At 38.5% G+C, this 18,496-nt stretch carries 16 protein-coding genes and 1 pseudogene; 5 read left to right on the top strand and 12 right to left on the bottom strand.

From position 1 onward, the window contains the following. Positions 1–208 precede the first annotated feature (208 nt). The 3 genes from AC0IWE_RS18970 to AC0IWE_RS18960 all read left to right on the top strand — a co-directional run bounded on the left by AC0IWE_RS18970 (position 209) and on the right by AC0IWE_RS18960 (position 2,657). A complete protein-coding gene (locus tag AC0IWE_RS18970) occupies positions 209–619 on the top strand; it encodes a carboxypeptidase-like regulatory domain-containing protein (RefSeq protein ID WP_471794309.1) in 411 nt (136 codons plus the stop codon). Continuing rightward, entirely contained in the window at positions 612–1,001 is a 390-nt protein-coding gene (locus AC0IWE_RS18965; RefSeq protein WP_471794308.1) for a TonB-dependent receptor plug domain-containing protein, read from the top strand. The genes AC0IWE_RS18970 and AC0IWE_RS18965 overlap by 8 nt, the downstream gene beginning before the upstream one ends. Before the next feature lie 90 nt (positions 1,002–1,091). Beyond that, entirely contained in the window at positions 1,092–2,657 is a 1,566-nt protein-coding gene (locus AC0IWE_RS18960; protein ID WP_471794307.1) for an outer membrane beta-barrel family protein, read from the top strand. A 106-nt stretch (positions 2,658–2,763) separates the two neighbouring features. Here the strand turns inward: AC0IWE_RS18960 and AC0IWE_RS18955 are convergent, their stop codons facing one another. From AC0IWE_RS18955 to AC0IWE_RS18930, 6 genes are all read right to left on the bottom strand, one after another. Beyond that, complete coding sequence (locus AC0IWE_RS18955) at positions 2,764–3,258, bottom strand: GNAT family N-acetyltransferase (protein ID WP_471794306.1); 495 nt, start codon at positions 3,256–3,258, stop codon at positions 2,764–2,766. Next, positions 3,255–3,764, bottom strand: a complete 510-nt coding sequence (locus tag AC0IWE_RS18950) for a thiamine pyrophosphokinase (RefSeq protein ID WP_471794305.1) — start codon at positions 3,762–3,764, stop codon at positions 3,255–3,257. Before AC0IWE_RS18950 ends, AC0IWE_RS18955 begins: the two co-directional genes overlap by 4 nt. Positions 3,765–3,878: 114 nt before the next feature. Continuing rightward, the gene (locus AC0IWE_RS18945) at positions 3,879–5,171 is read right to left on the bottom strand and encodes a hypothetical protein (RefSeq protein ID WP_471794304.1); all 1,293 of its coding nucleotides are present in this window, start codon (positions 5,169–5,171) and stop codon (positions 3,879–3,881) included. Between the two features lie 58 nt (positions 5,172–5,229). After that, positions 5,230–5,874: a thiamine phosphate synthase gene (locus AC0IWE_RS18940; protein WP_471794303.1), complete on the bottom strand. Its 645-nt coding sequence runs from the start codon at positions 5,872–5,874 to the stop codon at positions 5,230–5,232. 164 nt (positions 5,875–6,038) lie between these two features. Beyond that, entirely contained in the window at positions 6,039–8,486 is a 2,448-nt protein-coding gene (locus tag AC0IWE_RS18935) for a TonB-dependent receptor (protein WP_471794302.1), read from the bottom strand. Positions 8,487–9,399: 913 nt separating this feature from the next. Beyond that, positions 9,400–9,930 carry an AAA family ATPase gene (locus AC0IWE_RS18930; protein WP_471794301.1) on the bottom strand — a complete coding sequence of 177 codons (531 nt, stop codon included), beginning with the start codon at positions 9,928–9,930 and terminating at the stop codon, positions 9,400–9,402. A 435-nt stretch (positions 9,931–10,365) separates the two neighbouring features. Here AC0IWE_RS18930 and AC0IWE_RS18925 point away from each other — a divergent pair, with 435 nt between their 5' ends. Next, positions 10,366–10,683 carry a hypothetical protein gene (locus AC0IWE_RS18925; RefSeq protein WP_055902734.1) on the top strand — a complete coding sequence of 106 codons (318 nt, stop codon included), beginning with the start codon at positions 10,366–10,368 and terminating at the stop codon, positions 10,681–10,683. Positions 10,684–10,895: 212 nt separating this feature from the next. Then, a pseudogene (gene carB, locus AC0IWE_RS18920) lies at positions 10,896–13,736 on the top strand (carbamoyl-phosphate synthase large subunit). A gap of 174 nt (positions 13,737–13,910) precedes the next feature. Here carB and AC0IWE_RS18915 read toward each other — a convergent pair. The 6 genes from AC0IWE_RS18915 to AC0IWE_RS18890 all read right to left on the bottom strand — a co-directional run bounded on the left by AC0IWE_RS18915 (position 13,911) and on the right by AC0IWE_RS18890 (position 18,432). Beyond that, positions 13,911–15,218 (bottom strand): M20/M25/M40 family metallo-hydrolase, encoded by a 1,308-nt coding sequence (locus tag AC0IWE_RS18915; protein ID WP_471794300.1) that lies wholly within the window; start codon positions 15,216–15,218, stop codon positions 13,911–13,913. A 22-nt stretch (positions 15,219–15,240) separates the two neighbouring features. Then, positions 15,241–16,080 carry a PDZ domain-containing protein gene (locus tag AC0IWE_RS18910; RefSeq protein WP_471794299.1) on the bottom strand — a complete coding sequence of 280 codons (840 nt, stop codon included), beginning with the start codon at positions 16,078–16,080 and terminating at the stop codon, positions 15,241–15,243. After that, positions 16,034–16,516 carry a M61 family metallopeptidase gene (locus AC0IWE_RS18905; RefSeq protein WP_471794298.1) on the bottom strand — a complete coding sequence of 161 codons (483 nt, stop codon included), beginning with the start codon at positions 16,514–16,516 and terminating at the stop codon, positions 16,034–16,036. The genes AC0IWE_RS18910 and AC0IWE_RS18905 overlap by 47 nt, the downstream gene beginning before the upstream one ends. Continuing rightward, on the bottom strand, positions 16,504–17,076 hold the full coding sequence (locus AC0IWE_RS18900) for a M61 family metallopeptidase (protein ID WP_471794297.1): 573 nt from the start codon (positions 17,074–17,076) through the stop codon (positions 16,504–16,506). The genes AC0IWE_RS18905 and AC0IWE_RS18900 overlap by 13 nt, the downstream gene beginning before the upstream one ends. Before the next feature lie 227 nt (positions 17,077–17,303). Beyond that, positions 17,304–18,098, bottom strand: a complete 795-nt coding sequence (locus AC0IWE_RS18895; RefSeq protein ID WP_471794296.1) for a DUF4407 domain-containing protein — start codon at positions 18,096–18,098, stop codon at positions 17,304–17,306. Continuing rightward, entirely contained in the window at positions 18,076–18,432 is a 357-nt protein-coding gene (locus tag AC0IWE_RS18890; protein ID WP_471794295.1) for a DUF4407 domain-containing protein, read from the bottom strand. Before AC0IWE_RS18890 ends, AC0IWE_RS18895 begins: the two co-directional genes overlap by 23 nt. Between the last annotated feature and the right edge of the window lie 64 nt (positions 18,433–18,496).

Genomic DNA, 18,496 nt, shown 5'->3' with positions numbered 1-18,496 from the left:
TTATCATTCAATCCTATATTAAAACCTTCATCTTTTTCAAAAACCTTGTAACCTTTTTAAAATACAGTCGTCTTACCTATAACTTAACAAGCGGAAACCTTTCGTTTCCGGGCTAAACTTTAAAATAAGCAGGCAATTGAATGGAAAGCATATAAACTGTGCTATGGAAATTTTTTTGCCCGGATTTTTTAAATATTTAAACATACCAATGAAAAATTTATACAAGATATTATTTACGTTCTCCTTCTTTTTTAGCGGTGTAAATGTTTTTGCACAAACAAACCCTAAAGCCAACATTAGTGGTATAATACTGGATGAAAATAAAAAGCCTGCCGATTATGTTACGGTTGTATTGTTCAAGGCTTCTGATTCGAGTGTGGTTAAAACAGCTTTCACAGATCCTAACGGAGCTTTTGGTTTTAACATTCCAAATAAGGGAAGCTATTATTACAAAGCCAGTAATATGGGTTATAAAACGGTTAAAAGTAAAACAATTGTTTTAACGGAAGATAATCAGAAAATAGATTTTGGCACTGCACAGCTTACTGCAAGCACCCAAAATTTAAAAGAAGTTAGCGTGGCGGTTACCAAGCCGTTAATCGAAAAGAAAAATGGATAAGGTGGTGATGAATGTTTCGAACAGTTCGATCATGAGCGGTTCTACTGCGCTGGAGGTTTTGCAAAAGGCGCCAGGCATAACGGTAGATCAGAACGATAACATCTCAATGATGGGTAAACAAGGCGTGTTAATTCAATTGGATGGAAAACAGACTTATATGAGTAGTGCTGATGTGGCCAATTTGCTTCGCAATATGCAAAGTTCTGATATTGAAAGCATTGAGCTGATTACCAACCCATCATCTAAATTCGATGCATCTGGTAATTCGGGTATTATCAACATTAAAACAAAGAAAAACAAAAACGGTGGAACCAACGGCAGTCTTAATGGAATGGCCGGCTACGGCAAAAACTTTAGGGGTAATGCTGGCTTGAAGCTCTGAACCATAGGACACAAAAACTGAATCTTTTTGGAAATTACAATTACGGAAAAAACAATAGGACGAACCAGATTGATATTGACCGGATTTCGAATGGTAAGAATACAGATACCTACTTTATGCCAGTCTGGCTCCAGCCTTCGAAAACAACAAAACAATAATTTTAAGGCAGGTTTAGATTATTTTATCGATAAAAAAAATACGATTGGTTTATTGGTGAACGGTTATTTTAATCATGGAAACGAAGCCTCTGTAAATAACACCTTTATCGGGCCCTCTTTTGTTAAGGTTGATTCCAGCCTGATCACCAACTCATTACAGCAAAACAAATACAATAACGTTTCTTATAATTTAAATTATAGATCTGTTCTGGATACTGCAGGATCAGAAATATCGGCCGATGTAGATTATTCTAAATACAAAGGAAACGATGGGTCTAATTATGAAAACGATTACCGTTTTGCAAATGGAGACAGAATCCGCCCAATAAAATATACCAGGAACAATACGCCATCAATCATTGATATTAAAGCATTTAAAATTGATTATAACGTGGCACTGAACAAAACGGTAAAATTAGAAGCCGGGGTTAAGAGCAGTTGGGTTAAAACTGATAATGACTTACAGGCAGAAGAGTTGATCAACAGTGCCTGGCAGAATGATGTTAAACGGAGCAATCAGTTTATATATGATGAGAATGTTAATGCAGCTTACACCAATTTAAATAAACAGTTTAAAAATACCAGTATACAAATTGGTTTAAGGGTTGAGCAAACCAATTCGAAAGGAAATCTGATTACAAACAATACGGTTGTTGAACGGAACTACTGGGATTTTTTTCCGACATTATTTGTTCAACAAACGCTTTCGAAAAACAATCAGTTAGGATTTTCTTATAGCAGGAGGATAGACCGCCCAAGTTACGATGCTTTAAATCCTTTTATTTATTATTTGGATGAATTTACCTACAGCAAAGGAAATCCGTTTTTAAACCCGCAGTATACACACAATTTTGAGCTGAGTTATACCCTAATGCAGAAATATATGCTTACAGTAGGTTATAGCAGGGTTAATGATGTAATAACAGAAGTGATATTACCTGATGCGGCAAGTAAATCTTTATATCAAACCAATGCGAATATTGCCACAAACATCAGTTATAATGCCAATTTAAATGTGCCTGTTCAAATTACCAAATGGTGGCAGACGAATAACAATTTAAATGTTTTTTACCTGAGTTTCGAAGCACCAGATTTAGCCGGAAAGGCTTTAAAAACCGGAAAAACGTCTTTTCAGTTTAAATCCCAACAAACCTTTACCATTGTAAGTGGATTTACAGCAGAACTGAGTGGCAGCTATGAATCGCCGCTTGATTACGGAACGTTTTCTATCAGGCCACGTTATTCTATCGATGCCGGTGTGAGCAAAGCCTTGTTTGATAAAAAAGCGAGCTTGAAATTTGCACTATCTGATGTGTTTAACACGTATAAAACAAACTTATCGAGTATATATTCTGGTTTAACCTACGATCTTTATCAGAAAAATGAAAGCCAGATCGGCAGAATCAGTTTTACATACCGTTTTGGCAAGAATGAAATTAAACCTGCCCGCCGCCGTTCCACCGGTACTGAAGCAGAGCAAGGAAGGATGAAAAATTAGGAGAGAGTGCCTGTACAACCGTCATTTCCACTTGAGTTGGAAATGACGGTCTTTTTGAATTAGGCTACCATCTTAATCCTAAAACCTGACGACGAAATGCTAAACATTAAAATTTATATTCCATCACATAATCGTCCATAAAGTAGCCTTCACCAATATCGAGCTTTACGGATTCTTTAATGGTAAATCCTCCTTTAAGGTAGAAATCTTTTGCCCTATTATTCTTATTTACATTGAGCTGTAACGCGCTTGCGCCTGCATCTTTAACCTGGTTAAAAACCTCGTTGATCAGGATTTTTCCAACCCCTTTGCCATGTGCAGATGGCACTACATAAAGCTTGTGGAGTTTATAAATACGTTCTTCATGCCCAACTATAGAATACCCCGCAAAACCAAACTGATTTTCGCCCTCCTCGGCAATCAGGAAAATATGTCCTTCCATAAATTGCTTCAGCAACTCTCCTTTGTTGTACATTTTATCCAGCATGTAATCAATCTGTGCCTGCCCGATGATATCAAGGTAGGTTGATGGCCAGGTTGCTGCGGCGATATCCCTGATAATTTCTATATCTTCTTCTTTTGCTTTTCTAAGGGTAATCATATCGGTTCACTAATAAAAATCGGTTGCCCTGAGAAGGTAAATTCTACAAAGCCATCCTTTACCACAATAAAAATTTCGTCCTCATTCTGCGCTAAGTTGGTTACCTCCATGTACCGGTTGCCATGGATAAGAAATTCGCTTCCGGCAGGTTTCCAAACTGAAAAACCTGATTTAATTGGATAATGTTTTGCTTTTTCTGTAAATACCACCAGGTTGATCTGATCTTCAAATCCTGCAAATTTCTCCAAATCGAATTTTTTGGCAATAACATTTACCGCAGGGTATTTCTCTTCATATAAATAATTGATCGCCACCATTAAAGCATCAACAGGCCCCTGGATAACCTTTGTATCTTCTTGTGTTTCCTGCCCGCTACCGTTTACCAAAACATCTACCTTTAAGCCTAAGGAGAATATTTTATCATAATTTTCTCCGTTAACCAAAAGTGTTGGATCTCCATTCGAGCAGTTGCCCGAGTAACTCTTCGTTAAAATTTCCAAGCTCATCTATATATAAAGCCGGCTCTTGTTTTTCTTTTACAATATGGTGTGAAGACATAGTGCGAATATATAAATTTCGCTTTAAGTAAAATACATCAAGAATCAGAACCGGGTAAATGATTAACGGTTGTACGGATATTCACTCACCCAATGGAAGCCCCGGTTGATGAGTCTGAAATTTTTAAGGTCTTTCTTTTTAAAGCTTACCGAAATTGAATCTTTCCCCTTCAGCCCTGAAATAATCAGTTTATCTTTGCCTGTCAAGTTATAATTTAAAATATATTGTGCTGATTCTTTATCCTGAGAGTTAAATACCACTTCTTTCTTTTTGGTATTAAAAACTGTTGAAAAATTGTAGGTGCTATCGTTCATTGTTTTTACCCTTGCATAACCCGCATAACTGATAACCATCTGTTTCCATCGCGTGCTGTCGCTAGTTAAAGGTGCTACCGTTTTGCCTCTAAACTTCATGCTTTCTACATCATATATGCCATATAAAAACGGCTTTGGGGCTTCACTGCCATATATTTTTGTTTGTTGAATAAAGGTATAAAGCAAAGTGCCAATTGAGGCTGTGATATACAGATATTTTAAGCCATAGGCAGAAATGTATAGCCAGCGGTTTTTAAAAGTAGGGCGGTACATTTTACTAAGCTGTTGATTTTCATATTTGATAAAGAAACGGTATAAAGTTAATAAATGCGGGGCAAGTATAAAAAGACTCATTACCACGAGCGCGGTAGAAAGTAGTTTCACCGGAACATCGAAAAAATAGTTCATAGACATTACGTGAGCTGTTGCCGCGAGAGACAAAAACGCGCCAATTACAACTGTTCTGCGGAACAACAATAAAACAGCTGAAACTTCTACAAGGCCCATAAAAATATTATAGCCTTTAGAAAAGCCCAAAAATGTCCATGCCAAACCCATAGGTGAAGCATCGCCGAAAGGCTGTAAAAGCCGGTTTAGCGAAGGATCGGGAAATTGAAGTTTAATAACTTTTATTAAACCATATAATATTAAGGTAAATGCGAGATAAAATCTTACCAATACTACAAGCCAATAATATGCGGCATTATAACTTTTCCTGTTACGATCTAAAACAGACCAGATGATACAGCCGATTACTGAAATTAAAAATATAAAAAGTAACAGTACCCAATCGTAAGAGGTATCGCCGCTGCCGTTGGTGGTGATTGTATGATCGTAATTGTAATGGATAATATGTTCAGAAAACCATGGAATTAAATGATGTAACACCAAACTTGGCAACTGCAGTATGCCCGAAAAAAATGTAAAAGAGCCATTATTATTCAGGATTATAAAAAGAGGAAGTAAAAGAAAGAAAAACCTAAAAGCGATTTTTTTATAAATATTCCAAGCGGTGTTGGTTTGAAGAGCGTTTTCTGACATGTTAGTTTGGGTTTACCCAAAACTAAAAATTATCTAAAGACCTTCAAATTATAAAGTGTTAATTAGCAGTACTTTCTTTAACTAAACTGTAAAAATCCTGATAGGTTTCTATAAAATCATCTGCAAAATTAATTGCTCCTGAAACTGCGATTCCGTAAATGCCTGTATGCATTAACGCTTCTACATCATAGGTTTTAATACCTCCAACAGCAAGCACAGGAAGATTGATGTTTTGATCTTCAAGTTTTTTTACTGCATTTTGATAGCCTTCGATACCCAGAAGTGTATATTCATTCGGCTTGGTTTCCGTTTCAGCATAAGGACCGTATCCAGCATAGTCTGCCCCTTCTTTTGCCAGTCTGATTAAATTTTCGATTGTATTTGCCGATCCGCCTAAGGTAATGTCATCGCCCACCAGTTTACGTAGCGTGATAAAATCAGCATCCATATCTTCTATATGAAAGCCTTGTATATCCGCTTTTCCATTTAAATGAACATGATCGGTTACAATTAAAGTGGTACCCCAATCATCACAGATTTCTGCAATGGCTTTAATATCCTGCAGAAGTTCTTCATCATTCTTGCTCAAACAACGGTATTGAATCCATTTTGCTCCAGCTTCGCAAGCCTGCTGTACCTGTTCGATATGGCTTAAATGTGGAATATCATGCGTAATGTACTGGAGTTTTTCTATGTATTTCATTCTGGATCAGGATTGCTGAGATTAATGGTTATTTATGATCAGCAGGGCAATATAAACAAAATCGCCATTGCAAGTGTGCCTTGCAATGGCGATCCTTTATTTAGCTTTAGGAATTCGAGCTTACAGCTTTATAGGATGGAAAGTTGTTAACCCTGAATGGTAAACTAAAATTTCACATTTAAGCTAAGCAAAAAGTTGGTGCCTGCCTGTGGATAAAAGAAATTTTCGGTTATTCTGCTTCCTCCTGATTGGTAACCATAGGTATAACCGTTGTTTTCGTATTTTTTATCAAAAAGATTGTTTACCAATAAACCCAGATTGATGTTTTTAACCCCTGCAAATTTAAAATCGTAGCCTAAACGTGCATTGTTTACCCAGTAACCATTAATGGTTCTATCGTTGTTCTGCGTATTATCAAGGTATTGTTTGCTTACATATTTACTTTGTAACGCGATAGCAAAACCGCTAAACGGCTTATAAACCAGTTCTCCGAAAAGAACAGCATCTGGTGAGAAAGAAATGGTAGTTAGATTGTAATTGTTTATTACAAATCCGCCATTGTCATAATCTTCATAATATTCGGTAAAATTCTTGATTTTGTTTCTGCTGAATGCGGCATTGGCATTTACCATAAACTGTTTGCTGATGCTGTAAGAACCATCTAGCTCAATACCCAAACGATAACTTTTATCTACATTCTGGCGATAGTTTGCACCCACATCATTAATCTGGCCAGTAACCACCAGCTGATTTTTATAAAACATTCCGTAAGCATTAGCACCTAGATTGAGTTTATCATCTTTATAGCGGTATCCCAGCTCTATATCATTTAAATGTTCTGATTTAGGTGAAATGCCAGCTACACCAGCATCTGTATAATCATCGCGGTTTGGCTCTTTGTTGGCCACACTGAACGAGGCGTATACATTGCTCTGCGGATTGATAAAATATGTAGCACCAACTTTCGGATTAAAGAAATTTAATGTTTCGTTAATTGCCAGTGTATTCAGTTTATTTTCAGTTCCTGCGATATCGTAATATACACGGCGGTATTGCAAATCGGCAAATAAACTCAAAGATTCAACCGGACTGTAGTTTACCTTACCATAAACGTTAAAATCGGTTTTAAAACCTTCGTTATCGTAATAGTGCCTGTCGATATTGCCATTAGAAGCATACTGTGCCCAAATTACCTGTCCAAAATGTGCACCTTTATATTCATTGTAGGCACCACCGAGTGTAAAATTTAAATTCTTGTCGGGTACGTAATTAAAGGCATAGGTAACGCCATAAAAATCATTATCCAGCCAACGGCGACGGATTAAATCGGTTTCGGTAACAGGCGTTCCGCCATTGATATCGACCGGATTTAAACCATAATTTTTTAATTTATCCTGTACCCTAAATTCTTCGTAGTAACCCTCGCCTTTTGTATAGTGTAAAGCGCCGTTAAAAGAAAACTGATCAGAAAACTGCCTTGCATAAATTAGCTGATAATGATTTTGGGTATAGTTATCAGTTTGGTTATTGTAAAGGAAGCTATTGTAAGTTCTGCCCGAATTTAAAAGGTTGGCAGCATCTTCTGTGCTTAATCCATTTCTATCGATATAGGCATTCATGCCAGCTACATCATCTTCTAAACGCGATTGCGGAATACCATTCCAGGATTGATAGGTTTTCTCCGTGCCTGAAAAAACGTTTACACGCAAAAGATCTTTGTTGCCGTGGTACGCACCAGACAAAAAGTAAGATTTTAGTAATGTTGAGCCACGGTCTACATAACCATCAGAACTGATTCTTGATAGGCGGCCATCAAAGCTAAAGCGGTTATTAATTAAACCCGTTCCAACTTTTACAGTGTTTTTCCACGTATCAAAACTTCCATATGTGCTATTTACTTCTGCGTAAGGTTCCAATTCACTGGCAGTTGTTTGGATGTTTAAACTTGCACCAAATGCACCGGCTCCATTTGTCGAAGTGCCCACCCCGCGCTGAATTTGAACATTATCTATCGAAGAGGCGAAATCGGGCATGTTTACATAAAATGTACCCTGGCTTTCACTGTCGTTAATCGGAATACCGTTAACCGTTACATTGATCCGGCTATTATCGCTCCCGCGGATCCGGATGCCTGTATAACCTACGCCCGCACCAGCATCAGAGTTGACCACCACACCTGGTGTATTTTGAAGAATAAAAGGCAAATCCTGTCCGAAGTTATTCTGTTGGATCTCCTCTTTGCCAATGTTTTTATAGGTGGTCGCCGATTTTTCTGTCGCCCGCGTTGCCCTAACAATTACTTCATCGGCAAGGAAATTCTGAGGAGCGAGTGAGAAATCCAATACCGTACTTTGCTTAATTTCAACTGCTTTTTCGGTTGTTTTATAGCCTATATAACTTACTACAATGGTATATTTTCCATTAACCAGGTTCGTAATAGTATAATTTCCGGAAGCATCACTTACTACCGCGGTTTTTTGATTTCTCAATTTTACGGTTGCACCCGGAAGCGGTTGCTGGTTTTGATCTGTTATTTTACCAGTAACAGAATTCTGTGCCGATGCGATAAAAGGCAACATTGCAACAAGTGCTGCAAAAAATAAATTTTTCAATTGTATTGTTTTTAGTTAAACCCATCGGAAAAAGGGGTTTCCCCGATTTCAGTTAAACTTCCATAACTCCAATCCCTACGCCGGCATTACCCGGATCAGGTGCATTTATAAGGTTAATGGTTAGGAGATTCAAGTTTCGGTTTTTACCAAATGCTTTTATCTTTTACCTTTCACATATAAAATGGGTATGTTCTCAGCCTGTTTTTGTGTTTATTAAACAAGGCACCCCTAATGATGCTGCAAATGTAGAAAATATTTAAGAATAAACGGGTTTTTTGATTAATTGTGAGTCAATAGGGCAAAATTGACTGTAAAATGTAAGATTTGAGATTTTAGACCGTGGAAAGGAGTGGTTCTGTGCTTTTGGCCATTTCAGTCCCGCTTTCTGGTACGCGTTCCGATGAAGAATCGGAAGCTCTCCCCTGACAATCGGGTTTATTTAGGGAAATTTTGTGCCCTGAAGCAAACCGCGCTGTTAACTAAACCCGACAGAAGCGGTTCTGATCCTTCATCGGAATTAGCGGATGGCGGGGCTGCAGTACCTATCAAATGCTGTCCTTTCGTTTCCAAAAAAAACGTTTTATTGTTGATGGGAAAGGAGTGGTTCTGTGGTCTTGGCCATTTCAGTCCCGCTTTCTGGTACGAGTTCCGATGAAGAATCGGAAGCTTTTCCATACAATCGGGTTTATTTAGGAAAATTTTGTGCCCTGAAACAAACCGCTGTTAAATAAACCCGACAGAAGCGGTTCTGATCCTTTATCGGAATTAGCGGATGGCGGGGCTGCAGCACCTATGAAATGCTGTCCTTTCGTTTCCTAAAAAGAAAAACGTTTTTTATTAATGAGAAATGAGTTGTTCTGTACTTTTGGCAATTTCGAAACAATCATGAATTTGAACAAGAACTATTTATTTCTTATAAACCTAAAAAATCATCAATTGCCGTAATTGCATTTGCAAGCCTTTCATTTCCTAAGCCACCAATAACTTTATAATTGGCGTTTAGTGCCTGCAGTTCTTTATGCCAAATTTGCATAAAATATTCTCGCTTCTCCGGGAAATTGCGTAGCGGATCATCTTGCCATGGTAAATCGATATCCATTAAAAGATAAAGATCATAAGGTCTTTTTGGCAAAGCTTTTAAAACAACTTCCGGAGTTTCGCCAAGTACCTCATCGCTCCAGATTTTCACCGTAACAAAAGTGGTGTCGCAAATAATAAAGTTGCTAAGCGTAGTCACTAAAATGGCATCTTCCAAAGCTACCTGTCCGTAATACATATTTATTTCATCCTGTAAGGTATAATCCGTTACTAAATTTTCGCAATAATAACGGGCATACTCCGGCACCCATGATACATGGTAATGCTTTGCCAGTAATTGAGATATGGTAGATTTTCCCGTACTTTCCGGGCCAACAATTGCAATCTTTTTGATATTTTTATTCACGATATTTTTCTGAATACAATCAAATGTAAAAGAAAATGCCTTAAAAGAAAAAATCCGGTTGAGGAGGGCTCCTCTAACCGGATAATAAACCAAACAAACTATTTATGAAGAAATCCTCATAGCGGGTAACTAAGCCGCGGAGGAAGCTTTAGAACAATGTCTAAAGTATATACAAAACGCATATATGTTGAGCTTATTACAACATTATTGCCAATAATAGGCTCATCACAACTTCGTGACTTAATTCTGACGTGTAGGGCTACATTTGCATATTTCTTTTAACACTAATTAACATTTATGTAACTATTGCATATACAGTGTGTACACTCGTGTATAATTTATAGTACAGTGCGTAATCTGAGTGTTCATTATTTAAAACTATTTAGGCAAAATGGTGTTATTTATTTAAGACATCAACAGCTAAAACGTTATACCATGAAAAAATTATGTGTTGCATTATCACTAATAATTGTATTTGCATTGGGAGCGATTGCTTTTACAAATGTTAAACTTGGTGGGATAATTGGAAAAATTACTCCGGTGGATGCTGCTTCATCGGTTTCTCTTGTAGCTTCCACAGACACGCTTAGCGCTCAGGTGAATCAAGGTGTTTTTACTTTTACCAACCTTAAACAGGGCGTTTATACGGTGGTAATTAAAGCTAACGCGCCATATAAAGATGCCGTGATAGAAAAGGTGGCCGTAAAAGATAGTGCCACTACAGATTTAGGCGAAATAAAATTACAGCAGTAGGCTTTTCAGCAAAAGAAAAATTTATAAAGAGGGCTTTGTAAACCCTCTTTTTTATTTTAAAAAAATCCGCTTAAAATACTTCTAAAGGTGTATCTTTGCATCCCGACAGAACAGTTGGGATTTTTTCTTCATACAAGCACAAAATCTCGTTGCTTTCAAGGTTTCAATAGGAACCAATACTTTAGAATTTTAATTATTGTTTAAGCTTTATCATGCCTAAAGACACTTCCATTCGCTCAGTACTGATTATCGGATCTGGACCAATTATTATTGGCCAAGCCTGTGAATTTGATTACTCGGGTTCGCAAGCGGCACTTTCTTTAAAAGAAGAAGGAATTACCGTTTCCATTATCAACTCCAATCCGGCTACCATCATGACGGATAAGGTTATCGGTGACCATGTTTACCTGTGCCCGTTAACTGTTGATTCAATAGAGGTTATTTTACAGGAGCATATCGACTCTGCAGATTTACCTAGAATTGATGCAGTACTTCCTACAATGGGAGGGCAAACCGCACTAAACCTTTGTAAAGAGGCTGAAGAACGCGGTGTTTGGGAAAAATACGGTGTAAAAGTTGTTGGTGTGGATGTTGCGGCAATCGAAAAAACAGAAAACCGCGAAGCTTTCCGCCAGTTAATGGTTGATATCGGCGTAGGTGTTGCTGAATCGAAAATTGCCAACTCATTTTTAGAAGGTAAAGAAGCTGCACAACAAATCGGTTATCCATTGGTAATCCGCCCTTCATATACTTTAGGTGGTTCTGGTGGTGGTTTTGTGCACAAAAAAGAAGAATTTGATGCCGCTTTAAAACGTGGCTTGGAAGCTTCACCAACACACGAAGTATTGGTTGAAAAAGCTGTTTTAGGCTGGAAAGAATATGAGTTGGAGTTGTTAAGAGATAGCAACGACAACGTGATCATTATCTGCTCGATCGAAAACTTCGACCCAATGGGTATCCATACAGGAGATTCGATCACTGTTGCACCTGCTATGACTTTATCAGACCGCTGTTACCAGGATATGCGTAACCAGGCGATTAAAATGATGCGTGCAATCGGGAACTTCGCAGGTGGATGTAATGTTCAGTTTTCGGTTAACCCGGCAAATGACGAAATTATCGCCATCGAAATTAACCCGCGTGTATCACGTTCATCAGCATTGGCAAGTAAGGCAACAGGATATCCAATTGCAAAAATTGCTGCAAAACTGGCAATCGGTTACAACCTTGATGAAATTGAAAATCAGATTACCAAAACAACTTCGGCATATTTTGAGCCTACTTTGGATTATGTAATTGTTAAAGTACCACGCTGGAACTTTGATAAATTTAAAGGAGCGAACAAAGAGCTGGGTTTACAAATGAAATCTGTAGGTGAGGTTATGGCGATCGGCCGTACTTTTATCGAAGCATTGCAAAAAGCTTGTCAGAGTTTAGAAATTAACCGCGCAGGTTTAGGTGCCGATGGCAGACAAAACCGCAACATCAACGAAATTATGGATGGCCTGGACTGCACGCTTCATGGAACCGTCTGTTTTTAATAAAAGATGCCATGACAATGGGTGTGCCTTTGGAATCGATCCGTAAGGTTACTAAAATTGATAAATGGTTCTTAAACCAGATTCAAGAACTTGTTTTGCTTGAAACTGAATTAAAAAGATATTCCTTAAACAATATCCCTCAGGATTTCTTCGTAACGCTTAAACAAAAAGGTTTCTCTGATATTCAGATCGCCTGGTTGTTGGGCAATGTTACCGAAGATGAAGTTTACGATCGCCGTAAAGCTTTAGGAATCAACAGGGTATATAAAATGGTGGATACTTGTGCTGCGGAATTCCCTGCCAAAACACCATATTACTACTCTACTTTTGAAGAAGAGAACGAATCTGTTCCGTCTGATAGGAAAAAGGTAATTGTATTGGGATCAGGGCCTAACCGTATCGGTCAGGGTATCGAATTCGATTACTCTTGCGTACATGGCTTATTGGCTGCAAAGGAAACGGGTTTCGAGGCCATCATGATTAACTGTAACCCTGAAACGGTTTCTACAGACTTTAACATGGCCGATAAATTATACTTCGAGCCGGTATTTTGGGAACATGTTCGTGAAATCATCGAGCTTGAGAAACCTCTTGGCGTAATCGTTCAATTGGGTGGTCAAACTGCTTTGAAAATGGCAGAGAAACTAACCGAAAAAGGCATCAAGATCATCGGAACATCTTTCGAAAACATGGATATCGCCGAAGATCGCGGCCGTTTCTCTGATTTGTTGAAAGAATTGGATATTCCTTATCCAAAATATGGTGTCGCTGAAAATGCTGAAGAAGCAATTGTTGTGGCAAATGAGGTAGGTTATCCGGTACTGGTTCGTCCGAGTTATGTATTGGGTGGACAAGGCATGAGCATCGTAATTAACGATGAAGACCTAGAAAAAGCAGTAGTGAAGTTACTGGGCGATTTACCAGGAAACCGCGTATTGATCGATCACTTCCTGGATAGAGCAGAAGAAGCGGAATCTGATTCGATTTCTGATGGTGAGGATGTTCACATTGTAGGTATGATGGAACACATTGAGCCAGCAGGTATCCACTCAGGAGATTCATTTGCAGTGTTACCAACATTCAGCTTATCAGAAACTGTAACTAAAGCAATGGAAGAATACTCGATCAAAATTGCAAAAGCTTTAGATGTGAGAGGTTTGTTAAACATCCAGTTCGCTATCAAAGATGAGAAAGTTTATGTAATCGAGGCAAACCCTAGGGCATCGCGTACGGTTCCTTTCATCGCAAAAGCTTACGATGTACCATACATCAATATCGCAGCGAAGATTATGTTGGGTGTGGCAAAACTGAAAGATTTTACGATTGTTCGTAAACTAGAAGGTTACGCAATTAAAGAACCGGTTTTCTCTTACGAGAAATTCCCTGGAGGTAGCGAAAGAATTAGGTCCTGAAATGAAATCCACAGGTGAAGCAATCCGCTTCATTAAAGATTTAGAAGATCCTTACTTCCGTAAGCTGTACAAAGATAAGTCGATGTATTTGAGTAAGTAATCCACTTACTGAATTTATAAAAATAGCAATGGCCAGTGATTTTTCACTGGCCATTTTTTGTTGGAGTTGTATCGTACGGCTCGTCGTTCCCAACCTGATTGGGAATCTTAAAGCTTACTGCATTACGATTCCCGCCTGCGCGGGAATGACGACCGTTTTATAACTACTACCTTTTTATTTTTTCAACTTCGGTATCCTTGTTGGGGTATCTGTTCCGTTAACTATGGTTACAGCACTTTTAGCAATTGCTTTGATGGTAGAAAGTATGTTTTCAACATCTAAAGAGCTGTATTCATCTTTAACACTGTGGTACAACTTATCAATATCGATTTTATCGGTACTGATGGTATGTGCCGGAACACCTAAGGCAGCTAAAGTGGCATTATCACTTCTGTAAAATAAATTCTGATCCGGATAAGGGTCTGGATGGAACGTAAATTCGGTTCCAGCTAAGTTTTTCTGTAAAATCTTACCGAAATCAGATCTTTCATAACCGGTTATAAATGCAGTATTTTTTCCGAATTTCGAATCTTTACCGATCATTTCTATGTTAAACATGGCTACAACATCATCAGGATTTAATTTTTCTGAGAAATATCTCGCTCCAAAACCACCAATTTCTTCGGCTGTAAAGGCAACGAAAATCAGGGTACGCTCATTGTTTTTTTGCGCTTTATAATACTTGGCAAGGGCAATCATGGCCGTAGTACCCGAAGCGTCATCATCCGCGCCATTGGCAATGCTATCACCATCTACAGCTTTCAAAAAACCTAAATGATCATAATGACCTGAGAAAACCACAATTTCTTTTGCCTTTGATTTACCTGGAATTACGCCCGCAACATTAAATAAAGGCATTTTAGTTACCTTACTTTTAAATGTTGCAGAAAAATCGGTGGCAGCATCTTTACCTAAAACAAAAACCTGTACGGCGCTTGTAGTTGCTTTAACGTCTTTTTCATCAACGGTTGCAGGTTTACCGAAATAACTTTTGTAACGGTTAAACAAGTCAGCAAATTTGCTGTCAACTAAAACGATCTGATTTTTCTCTGCACCCATCATCGCCCTAAGCTGTGGTACGAATGCCTTTTCCGGATCAAGCTTAACAACAGTAGCATTCGATTTATCGAGTGAAATACTTTCGGTGGTAACTCCGGAAACAATCAGGTTTTCTGGAGCAACTTCCTGTCCATCGATTTTAACACTTGTGTTTTGAATGGCTACCTGGTATTTGTTAAAACTCTGGCGGAAAGTTTTTTCACCTGTTAAAGGCTGTAAACCTATTTTTTTAAACTCAGATTCGATAAAGCTTGCGGCCTTATCAATGCCCGGGGTAAATGTTGCACGCCCCTGCATATCATCTGCACTTAAAGTTTTAATCAGATGGTCGGTATACTCGCGCGTGATAATTTTATCGATGTTTTGCGCTTTCAGCTGCAAACTTGCCAAACCGACAATGGTAAAAAGGAATATTTTCTTCATGTATAATAAGTATTAGTTAGTTTTATTTAGATTTTACCTGCGATGATAACCATTTATCTCTGAAAGTCTGCATAGCAGGGGTTAACTTTCCGCCTGTTTTTTCGATCGGGACGATTTCTAAAGATGGGTTTTCGGTCAGGGTTAATTGGGTTGCTTTCTCTTCTCCGCGGTGAAGATAAGTAACCTTTAATACATCTCCTGGTTTGTGCGCATCGGTAAGTGTTGCAAGGGCGGCCGGATCTTTTAACGTTTCGCCATCTATGGTTAACAACACATCATCAACATCCAAACCTGCCTGATAAGCGGGTGTGCCTATGAGTGTTTGCCCCAGGATAAGCTTTCCTTCTACAGCATTAATTCTACCCAAACCGGTATAGGCTTTGTTAGGGCTTGCTTTCTGCAAAACAAGGCCTGCATTTAAAAGCAGTTTGGCATAGTCATTCTTATCTGTTCCGTAGATGTACTTTTTAAAAAAGTCGGCAGCAAAAGCGGGGTTTTTAGTTAAAAGAGCTAAGGTTTTTTCTAAATCAGGAACGGTATAAGCAATTTCCGGTTTACCATAAGCTTTCCATAGGGCGCGCATATAATCATCAAGTGTGAGCTTAAATTCGGTTCTTAAGCGAAGATCAAGTGCCAATGCTGTTGCTGCACCATAGGTATAATATGAAGTAAAGATGTTGCCTTTGTTGGTTTGATCAATTGCTACACCAGCATCGGCAAATACGGCATATCGGCTGGCTTCGATCGGCGAAAAATTCTTTGCACCTGGCGAAAGCAAAACAGCATTTACAAGGCCGTTAAAAGTTTGCACGGCATTATCTACAGTTTTTAATCCTGCCCTGGTTAAAGAGTAAGTTGCCATAATATTGCGTAAAACCTTCGGCCAGCCAAAGTTCATCGCTCATGTTGGCATGTTCGAAATTAAAAGGTTCCAGGGTTTTCGGCCTTAACCGTTCTACATTCCAACTGTGGAAATATTCATGTGAAAAAGTTCCCAGCAGGTTAGCTTCATAACCTTCAATCTTCGGTGTGCGTTGTACAATGGAAGTAGAATTTCTATGCTCCATGCCATCACCCGCATTCTCAGGATATACATCATCCAGAAAATAATAATTACCGTAATCATAGGTTGGGAATTCTCCCCAAACGGCCAAATGTTCATCGACCATTTTTTTAAGCATTTCTGCATAATTGTCAACGGTTTTTTGATCGTCGTTAGCGTGCGTAATTAAATGAATGGTTTGTTGCTTTCCGTTCAGTATTTTGCACCTTCCAGCTTGCTGTTTTATAGTTGGCAATTTCTGTTCGGGCTATCCATAAAATATTGAAGGTTGGGTGCAAAATAAGTTCCGTTGCCCATTGGTTTAAGCTGTGTGGCTACTTTCCAGTTCTGTTTTTCGGCATAATTGAATTTCACCAGTCGCGGTCTGCTATCCATACCTACCGGAAAAGCGAATGTTGCCGGAATATTCATGTGGGCATGGGTTTCATCAAAACCTGCATAAGTTCCGTCAATCCAGTTTCCAAAAAGTGTATACGTTATTTTTACGCTACTGCCGTGAGTAGGAATCTCATATACATCACCGGCTGATTGTTTGATGTTCAGCTGTTTGCCTGCTTCGTTAAAGGCTTTTAAATGATAAACATTTTTTCCAAATTCATGTGTGGCATAACGGCCTGGCGAGGATCTGCTCATCCTAACCTTTAGTGCCCCTGCTGGAACATTTTGAATGAACATACTGATTTCTGCCTCATGGTGGATCGCATTTGGAAATGAAACCGTATAACTGATCTCATTCTGTGCGAATGCCGTGAGCGATAAAAGACTTAATATTGCAGCATCTAAAAATTTCTTCATAATTCGGGAATATGGCAGCAATTTAAGGAAAAATGTAAGATGTTTGAGGTGAAATGCTTTGAGGAAAAATATTTTTGGGTTTCTGGATATATAGTCCATGGTTGATAGCCAGGTGGTTCATGGTTTTCAGGTTAATTGTTTATAGCAGATGGTTTTCCAGACCATGACTTGTGAACCATCAGGCCATTAACCTTTTTTTCTTTACATCTTTCCTTCTACATTGTCAATTATCCCTCACTATCCCAGTCGTGTTTTTCCAGATCGCGATAAGCTTTTCCCTTAATTATTTCTTTCTTTTTCGATGATTCTGAATCTACCCTGGTTTCGTGAATATTATCGGCAACTTCGAAGTGGAAATCTTTGTCTTTTTTAGAATGATAGATCGATACCTCATCGCCGTCGGAAATCGCGTAGTCATACGGTCCACGGGCACTCATTAGCTTTACAAATACGGGTAAACATTCGAAAAAGATAAACAGCAGGCCTATAAAGGTAACTGCCATTGCGGTATTGTTATCGCGCGAGCCATCAACATTAAATTTTAACTGCCCTAAGGCCCAGTTTCGATCTGCAAAGCCGGCAATATCCGATAAGCTATCCAGTTGTTTTTTGGTGTATAATTTTTCGGTAAGCAAACCATCAAATTCTTTACGTTTATCTACAAAACCTTCAGATTTATTGATGGCGGCCTTAAGTGAATCTAATTCTGTTGTGCGTTGTGCAATTTCGGTTTCTTTGCGTTTAGCATATGGGCCATACCCCATCACTCCTGATGTTTCTGTTGTCTTATTGCCAAAAATCTCAAAATTCAGTTTTTGCCTATCTGCCTTGATGCCTTTTTCGAGCGAATCTCTTGTGGCTTTTTGTTGGTTTAATCTGCCAAATTCTACCTGGTATTTTTTCTCGAAAGCTTTGTTTAAAGTATCAATTTTAGCGCGCTGGCCATTAAGGTAACTCACTTTTAACCGTTCTTTAATCTCCTTATCAAAAATTTTAAGCTCAATCGGTCTTGATATTACCATACGCAATCATTATGGCCAGCAAAATACGTGGTGTTGCCTGTAGCAGCTGTTTATTGGTAGTTGCGCTTTTATTAATGCTCGATACGATGTAGCGGTCCATATTAAAAATGGCAGCTCCCCATAAAAACCCGAAAATGATTGCAAAAATTACGGCCAGATCATCGCCTTTAAATACAAAATACATGGCGTAACCGCCAGAAAGTGCTGCAAATAAGCCCGTAAAGAAGATGGTGGCACCAATGCCTGTATATTTATTTTGTTCTGAAGGATATTTTTCCAGTGTCGGTATATGAGCGCCAGAGCAAAACCAAAAGAAACGGTTCAGTTTGTCCATTTATAACTATTTATAATTAAACGCTTAAGGGTTTAAGTTGTTACAGTTTTTGGCAAAATTTTAT

It is taken from the genome of Pedobacter sp. AC402 (assembly GCF_979252805.1).
This window is presented reverse-complemented; position numbering and strand designations above follow the sequence as displayed.